General features: G+C 26.3%; 3 protein-coding genes. All 3 read right to left on the minus strand.

What is annotated here, in order from left to right:
• Positions 1-523: phage terminase small subunit-related protein (locus tag ACRCYC_RS12995; RefSeq protein WP_438532813.1), on the minus strand; the 523-nt coding region annotated here is incomplete at its 3' end.
• 237 nt (positions 524-760) lie between these two features.
• Positions 761-1,033 carry a hypothetical protein gene (locus tag ACRCYC_RS13000; protein WP_438532814.1) on the minus strand — a complete coding sequence of 91 codons (273 nt, stop codon included), beginning with the start codon at positions 1,031-1,033 and terminating at the stop codon, positions 761-763.
• Between the two features lie 88 nt (positions 1,034-1,121).
• A partial coding sequence (locus ACRCYC_RS13005; protein WP_438532815.1) for a hypothetical protein occupies positions 1,122-1,940 on the minus strand: 819 nt, incomplete at its 5' end.

Consider the following 1,940-nt stretch of genomic DNA (forward strand, 5'->3'; position numbering starts at 1 on the left):
TGTTAGCCAATCTTTGATAACCTTTTAAACTTTCATCTAAAGCTATCGGAGATAAACTTGTTCCTAAGTTCATACTCTTTTTCTGAATCCAATTTAGAAAGTCTATACTCTCTAGTCTTCTTTGAATATGTTCTTGTCCTCGTTCATCCCTTAACCTTCCATAAAGTCTTTCTAGGTAATCTTTCTGTTTAGACATCCAATTCTCACGAACACTATGATTCATCAAAGTGCTTTCTTTAATGCCTGTCTTTTCACTTGCTTCTTTTAAAGTTCCACCATTTACAACTATGGATTTGGCTTCTTTTAATTTTGCCTTTCTTGATGGTTGCACCCCAGTGTCGGGTGCAGATTTGGGTGCACCTTTTTGCACCCATTCTTTACCTTCTTTTTTGTCTCTTGTTCTCCAACTTTTTAAAGTGTTCAGAGATAAATTTAATTCCTTTGCTATTTGAGATAGACTCCCAAAACCTTCCTCATAAAGTTTTTTTGCATTCTCTTTGGTAGGCTCTCTACTTCTTGCCATAAAATTCCTCCGAATATTTACTCTCTCACTCTATGGGATTTTGTACTACAAAAACATAGTACGTTTTTTAAAATTTCTTTACTTTTTGATTAAAATATTATATTTTTAATGTATAAGAGGGATACGAAGCAGTGAAAGGCTGGTAACCTAGTGCTAACTATCTCAACCTTTTATATTTTGTGTTAAAAGTCATCTTATTTATTAAATAGGTGGCTTTTTTATTTATAAAAAAAAGAGCTATATCGATAGTCCTCTTACATCCATTTTCTCTTTTAACCACTCTTCATGATCTTTTATTTTATTCTTTATATTATTTATTTGATTTCTAACTGTCTGTGATTTTAAACCTAACTTCTCAGCTATATGTCTTGGCTTCATTCTCTTACTCAATACATACACCTCAAACTCTCTAGGTGATAATATTTTCTCAACCATATCATGCATTAATTCAAGAACTAATTCTCTCTCCTCTATTCCTGATTTAACTTCCTCATCAACTAAATTTTTCATAATTTTGTTACCTCCTAAAAAATATTTATATTAGGTAACAAAAAAAGGTGTCTATAATGACACCTTTTTTAATAAATTTATAATAACTTTACTCTTCTAATATTCTTATTATTTCTCTTAATTGAGTATTATCAGAATATTCATGATTTATCACTTCTCTAATCATTTGTTTTACTTGTAACAACTCTTTTTTATTTTTTCTAATTATTTCTTCTCCATTTTGTAATCCATATATTATTTCTAAATAATATGTTTCATGGTATTCTTTTAGATCATTTGTTAAATCATTTATGTATTCAACAATAGAACTATTTTCATCTATAGTCTTTATTATATAAATTTGAACTATCTGTCTAATCTCTTCACTGCTACAAAGTTGGTTCAGTAAAATTTTTACAGGTATTAATGTTTTCATTTCTAATTTATTTATTTCAAATCCATTTTGTCCATAAATACCATTACTCCACGCTTGATTTTCAAGTTTATCTTTTAGTAATATTTCTTTTATTTTATTTTTTAAAATAACTGTATTGTCAAATTTTTTTTCATTATTTACTACATACCTTTCTAATAAGTTTATTAAATGAATTCCTCTTGTTTTTTCACAATTATTATAAATAATAAACTCTGATGTATTTAAAATTATCTCTGTTATTATTTCTAATTTATTAACTTCAGATAAATAATTTACAAATTTCTCTTCTGTATTTATGTTCATCATTTCATTTTGAATTTTTTTACTTATATTTTTTATTTTAAACTCTTCTCCAAAATAATCATAAAAATATACATCATTACAAATTCTTTTTGGTATATACTGCTCAATATATTTATTTGTTGGTAATTGATTATGTCTTTTCTCAAATATAATTTTTAAGATTTTTTCTATTAAAATGGTATCTTCTGC

Origin of the sequence: Paraclostridium sp., from assembly GCF_051657365.1 — a bacterium.
Classification (GTDB): domain Bacteria; phylum Bacillota; class Clostridia; order Peptostreptococcales; family Peptostreptococcaceae; genus Paraclostridium.